The 6,555-nt window shown below is 27.5% G+C and carries 4 protein-coding genes; 2 read left to right on the top strand and 2 right to left on the bottom strand.

The window, feature by feature from the left end:
- Positions 1 to 149: 149 nt before the first annotated feature.
- The gene (locus KQ44_RS09830; RefSeq protein WP_096737247.1) at positions 150 to 1,994 is read right to left on the bottom strand and encodes a DUF262 domain-containing protein; all 1,845 of its coding nucleotides are present in this window, start codon (positions 1,992 to 1,994) and stop codon (positions 150 to 152) included.
- A gap of 358 nt (positions 1,995 to 2,352) precedes the next feature.
- Between KQ44_RS09830 and KQ44_RS09825 the strand changes: the two genes are divergently transcribed.
- Both KQ44_RS09825 and hcp read left to right on the top strand, forming a co-directional pair.
- Positions 2,353 to 2,802 (top strand): Rrf2 family transcriptional regulator, encoded by a 450-nt coding sequence (locus KQ44_RS09825; RefSeq protein WP_096737246.1) that lies wholly within the window; start codon positions 2,353 to 2,355, stop codon positions 2,800 to 2,802.
- 12 nt (positions 2,803 to 2,814) lie between these two features.
- Positions 2,815 to 4,464, top strand: coding sequence for a hydroxylamine reductase (gene hcp / locus KQ44_RS09820; protein ID WP_096737245.1), 1,650 nt, complete (start codon positions 2,815 to 2,817; stop codon positions 4,462 to 4,464).
- Positions 4,465 to 4,852: 388 nt separating this feature from the next.
- On the opposite strand, the gene KQ44_RS09815 is transcribed toward hcp, so the two are convergent.
- Complete coding sequence (locus KQ44_RS09815) at positions 4,853 to 6,097, bottom strand: extracellular solute-binding protein (protein ID WP_096737244.1); 1,245 nt, start codon at positions 6,095 to 6,097, stop codon at positions 4,853 to 4,855.
- Positions 6,098 to 6,555: the final 458 nt, after the last annotated feature.

Here is a 6,555-nt window from a genome sequence, read left to right as displayed (position 1 = left end):
TCATCTAATAACTTTTTACAATTTTCAATATTTTCTTTACTTCCCCATACATATTCTCTTTGAATTTCTGGTACAATAATATTTTCATCTTTTTTTAATATATCTATAAATGTTTTTTTTATCAATTCAGCCATGTTTACACTCCTTAATTATTTTATACCATTAAAAAACTCTTCTATTTTTTCTTTAATATATTTTGCTGTTATTTCAATATCCTTAATAGTCCATTTATCTAATTCTTCACTATTAACAGAATCCCCATCTTTTAACTTTATATTTTTAGAAAATATACTCCAAGTATGATTTCTTATGTATTTTTCTCCGATTTCATGTTGTTCTATTATTCTTCTTCTTTTTTCAATATAAGGATTATTTCCATAACTTCTATTTGTATCTGAGACTAGTAAAACTAAATTGCCTATTGAATGTACACAAGGAACTTCTCTAATAACGTCCCTGTATTTTTCTAACTTACCTATACTATGCAATGTTGTCATTTCATTTTTTAGTTTTTTTTCTTCTTCTAAGTCTTTTACAAAATCACATAATTCTTCTTTATATTTATCATCATTTACTAAATTAACTATCAAATCAATATTGTCAATAGCATCTTTTATAGTTGTTTGCTTGTTTGGAGTTTTAGAAAATATATGTTCAATATCTTCACCATTGGCATAGAAGTAATTTGCTGGTAATTTATGATTTATATTTTTATTATTAAGTATTTTTATTATATCCATAAGTACCAATAATTTTATTGTATTATTTTCTTGGTAATACCAATTTTTATTAGTATCTCCTATAGCTTCAAGATAATTTTCATTTTCAATGTTTTTTATTAAATCATCTTTTATAATTCGCTTTAATTCATTTTTAAAACTTTCTCTAGAAGTATTGGTTTTTTCCCATATACTCCAAATAGTATTTATATCTTTTTCTATATGTTTACCAATAAAACCAAGCAAATGGTATATTTCTTTATCCTCATACCAATCTGCCATAGTATTATGAAATCTTACAACTTCTTTAAATACTTCTTCTGATTTACCTGTATTACTGTCTAAATATTTAAATAAGGCTTCATTATTAGATTTTTCTTTATTATTATTTGATTCTGATTTACTATTATTTACTTCATTTCTGCATTTCCAATATAAATCATAAAGCATTGATATATTATTTTCACCAGAAAAGATTTTAAAATATTCTTTTACATTTTTATCTGACCACCATATATTCATGTTATCTATATCAATACCTATTTTTATTCTTTTTTCAGCCAAATCTATATCGCTTTCTTTGTCTTCTTTTTTTACTCTTGTTATAAATATAGCTCTTATCAAATCATAATATTCCAAAGCTACCTTATTAGAATTAAGATTTTTGAATATAGTTTCACCTTTAACATCATTAACATCAGTTTTATTGCCCGCTTCATTGCTTACATCATTTACTATTAGTTTTACATGTTCTAGTAATTTATTTTTAAAGTTTCCTTTTTCATGATTACCGAAAAAATTTATTATAGTATGCTTAGCTAAACAAAAATGAAAAACATCTTGACTGTCATAGTCTTTATTAAAATTATCATTATAGCTTAAATTATTATCTAAATAGTCTATTTCTTTTTTTTCTAATAATTCATATAAAAACTTCCCACTTTCTTCTCTTATAGAGTATTGTATCTTATTTAATAAATTTGTTTTCCCTAAATATGATAATAGTATTGACAGAGTAGTTAATCTCTGCTGCCCGTCTATAACTTCATAAATATTATTATTATCTTCCTGTTTTTTTATAGTGATATTTTGAAGACAGTAAAATTGATCTCCTACCTCTTCAAATTTATCAATATCATTTAGTAAAGCCTCAACATCTTCTTCATTCCATTTATATCCCCTTTGATATTCTGGAATGTTATAAATACGTCTATTATCAAATATTTTTTCTACACTTTCTATTATATTATTTTCTTGATTAGTTGGTTCTGACATATAATAATCCTTAAAATTAAATATACGCTATATAGTATAGCATAAAAACATAATATATGCTATATAGTATAACATATATTAATGACAAAAACTGTAGTAAATATTGTTTTTTTGGATATAAATTAATATTTTTTCATAAAAAATTAAATAATTATCTGTTTCCTATTCTGAATTGGGCTGTATTTTGAATGGATGTATGCATTGAAATTTGGATAAATAAACTATATTTCTAGTTATATTTATATAATAAATTTATTTCTATAAACAATTTATATTTTTTTATTAATGGATATTGACAAAAAACTAATTTAGTATTATAGTACCAATATGCTAAATTAGTAATGACAGGAATAAAAAAATGATTCCAATATCAGAAGCCTCAGCTATAGCTCTTCACTCTGCAGTATATATATCTATTAAAGAGTTTGCATCTCTTAAAGATATAGCAGAAAGATTTGATGTTTCGCCCAATCATTTATCAAAAGTTCTTCAAGCATTAGTGAAAGCTGGGTATCTTACTTCATCTAAAGGACCTGCAGGCGGATTTAAAATTGCTGAGGGTAAAGAAAATACTTCTTTTTTGGAGATATACGAAACTATAGAGGGTAAAAATTGGCAGAGGAGTTGTTTGTTTCATTCTAAATGTGATAAATACTGTTCAAGCTGCATAATGGGTGATTTAGTTAATGATATAAACAGAAAGTTCAAAAACTATATGGAAAGCCATACAATCAAAGATCATTATTTATTAGATAAGGATTTCAAGATAAATAAAACAGATGATAAAAAATCGAAACAAAAAAAATAAATGGAGGATTAAATGGATAATAAAATGTTTTGTTATCAATGTCAGGAAACAATGAATAATACAGGCTGTACAGTATCAGGTGTATGCGGTAAAAAACCAGATTTAGCCTATTTAGAAGACTTACTAGTTCATGTAACTAAAGGACTTTCTAATATAACAACTGCTATAAGAAAAGAGGGTGGAAAAGTAGATAAAAAAGTTAATCATGATGTAACATTCAATTTATTTACAACTATAACAAATGCTAACTTTGATAAAGAAGTTTTTTATAAGAGAATAGAATACACCGCAAAACTTTGCAATGAATTAGCAAATCAGGTAAAAGATAAATCGCTTATATTTGAAGAATCTTTATGGACACCTAAAAGCAAAGAGGATATGGACGCTAAATCAAAAACAGTAGGCGTATTAGAAGAGAAAAATGAAGATATAAGAAGCCTTAAAGAAACTGTTATATACGGAGTTAAGGGATTAAGTGCTTATATGAGACATGCTAATATGCTTGATTATGAGAATGAAGAGGTTGATGCTTTTATACAAAGAGCTTTGAATGAAACATTAAGAAATGATATAAATGCTGATGAACTTTTATCTTTGGTACTTGAAACAGGTAAAAACGGCGTTGACGGAATGGCTCTTCTTGATAAAGCTAATACTTCTACTTACGGTAACCCAGAAATTACAAAAGTTAATATAGGTGTAGGAAAAAATCCGGGAATATTGGTATCTGGTCATGATTTAAAAGACATAGAAATATTGTTAAAACAAACAGAAGGTACAGGAGTAGATGTATATACTCACTCTGAAATGCTTCCTGCTCACTACTACCCAGAATTAAAGAAATATAAACATTTTGTGGGCAATTACGGCGGAGCTTGGTGGGATCAAAGAAAAGATTTTGAAAGTTTTAACGGACCTATATTAATGACTACAAACTGCATAGTAACTCCTTTACCAAGTTATAAAGACAGAGTATATACAACAGGAGCAGCAGGTTTTGAAGGTTTAAAACATATAGAAAGTCATACAGGTAAAGAAAGCGATAAAGATTTTACGCCTATAATAGAGCATGCCAAAAAATGCGAAGCTCCTAAAGAAATAGAAAGCGGTTTTATAGTTGGAGGGTTTGCCCATAATCAGGTATTATCACTTAAAGACAAAATTGCTGAAGCTGTAAAATCTGGTGCTATAAAAAGATTTATTGTAATGGGTGGATGCGACGGAAGACATAAAGAGAGAGAATACTATACTGAGTTTGCAAAAAAACTTCCTAAAGATACTGTAATATTAACTGCAGGCTGTGCTAAATACAGATACAATAAATTAGATTTAGGTGATATTAACGGCATACCTAGAGTACTAGATGCAGGACAATGTAATGACTCTTACTCACTAGCTGTTATTGCTTTGGGACTTAAAGACTTATTTGGTTTAGATGATATTAATGACTTGCCTATAGTTTATAATATAGCTTGGTATGAACAGAAGGCAGTTATAGTTTTACTTTCATTATTATATTTGGGAGTAAAAAATATACATTTAGGACCAACAATTCCGGGATTCTTATCCCCTAATGTAGTTAATATATTAGTTTCAAAATTCGGAATTGGAGGAATAGGAAGCGTTGATGAAGATTTGAAAAAATTCAATTTAACAGCATAAAACTCCAACGATAATGAAAAGGGCTTAACTTTTTAAGTTAGGCCCTTTTTTATTTATTAAATAAGTTTGTTTCAAAAGTACTTTACAAAATTAAATGTAAAATTATTATAAAGATAATATATAAAATAAATGGCATCACTTAGAAAGTAATGCCATGTTATTATTCTAAACAATTACAATTTGTCAAAATTAATTTTTTAAATTTAAAATATTTGCATGGCTTTGCCCTACACCCCAGTTCTTTTATGATGTCTGTCCGCCTGTGGCGTGGTATAAAAGAACCAAAAAACTGATGGCAGCAAATTTTTTGTTCGGCAAAAAAGTTTATAATTCTGTATAATGTGTACCAATTGACAAAATAAAATTGTTCCAGTATACTCTAATAAAATTATCTTGCAGCTAATTCTTTTATTTTGCTATCCATAGCATTAAATGCTTCTTCAGGAGTTTTTGCCCCTAAAACCATTTCATTAACAGCATTAAATATAGCAGTAGTCATTTCAGAATAATAGCTAGGAACACCTTTTGGGAATGGGCTTGATATTAAAGTAGATTCTTCAAGCAAAGCACCTGTATTTTTTAATTTGCCTTCATTAATAAGTTCTTCCATAACTGAAGTTCTTGTAGGCATAGTGTTTTGTACATAGTTTAATTGTTTTTGTATTTCTGGAGAATTAAACCATTTTACAAATTTCATTGCTGCTTCTTTGTTTTTTGATAATTTTATTACACCTACACCTTCAGGTAAAGCAAAAGTTTTTGGAGAAGGACCTTCTGCACCGGGAAGAAGTATAGGTATAACATCTCCTACTACTTGAGATTCATTAGGATCTTGTACTCTGCTTACAAAAGAAGTAGGCCCTACTATGAAACTAGCCTCTCCAGAATTGATTCTTCTATAAGCGTCCATACCTGTAGAAGTTTTACAAGCAGGATCAATCAAATTATCAACATTAGCCATTTTATTTATAAACTCTAATGCTCCAAGTACAGCATCTTTATTTAAAGTACCATCTTCATTAAATACTACTCCGTATTTTGAATATGCCATCCATATTAATGAAGTAGTACAAGATTCATCAGCATTTAAAGGCATAGAAAAAGGATATTTAGTTACACCTGCATTTTTTATAGCTATTAAAGCATTATAAACATCGTCCCAAGATTTTGGAGCTTCTGTAATGCCTGCAGCTTCAAAATGTTTTTTATTATAATAAGCTAAACGGAAATCATTGGCATAAGGAAGAGCTAAAACTTTACTGTCTATTATAAAAGGCTGTATAGAAGGCATAGCATTAATTTCTTCTTGGCTTAATTCTATAGGTTCAAGCCAGTCAGCACTGTTAAATTCTCCTACCCAAGACCAGTCTACTTCTACAACGTCAGCAGCAGCAGTACCTCCTGCAGCCGCTATTGATATTTTGTCTCTTATATTTTCCCAAGCCATAACATTCATATTAACAGTTATTCCAGTTTCTTCTTTAAAAGCATTGAGCATTTCATCAGAGGGTACAGCCCAGTCTGGAACCATTACTGTTATTGAGTTTTCTGAAGAGCTTTTTTGTCCGCCGCAGGAAATAGCAAAAAATGCTGATATCAAAATAACAGCTGATAAAAATAATATTTTTTTCATGTTTTTTACTCCTATAATTTGTAATGAGTTAAATTTTTAATAGAATATATTATTATGTATTAATGTCAATAGATTAAAAAAATTATTAAAATATATTTAAAGCTCATATTTTTTAATATATTATAAAATATAGTGATAAAAAATTAAGAGGGGAGTATAAGTAATTATAACTAATGATACTATCATATATATCTTACTAGCTTTATTTTTTATTATTACACTAATATCAGCTATTATAATGATAAAATATATTCTTCAAAAACTCAAACATACCTCAAAAATATTTAAAAATAATTGAATAGTTTAAAAATAATATGGCTGTAAATACTAAAGAGATTGATTTAGTATATGAACTGGTACAGCCTGAAGAGAAATATCATAAACTCCATAATGATTTATTTAAATATTAGCTATTATTAAAAAACAGATATTTTTAATATAATAATATAATAGATGAA

Origin of the sequence: Brachyspira sp. G79 (assembly GCF_002379365.1) — a bacterium.
Taxonomy (GTDB): Bacteria; Spirochaetota; Brachyspiria; order Brachyspirales; family Brachyspiraceae; genus Brachyspira.
This window is presented reverse-complemented; position numbering and strand designations above follow the sequence as displayed.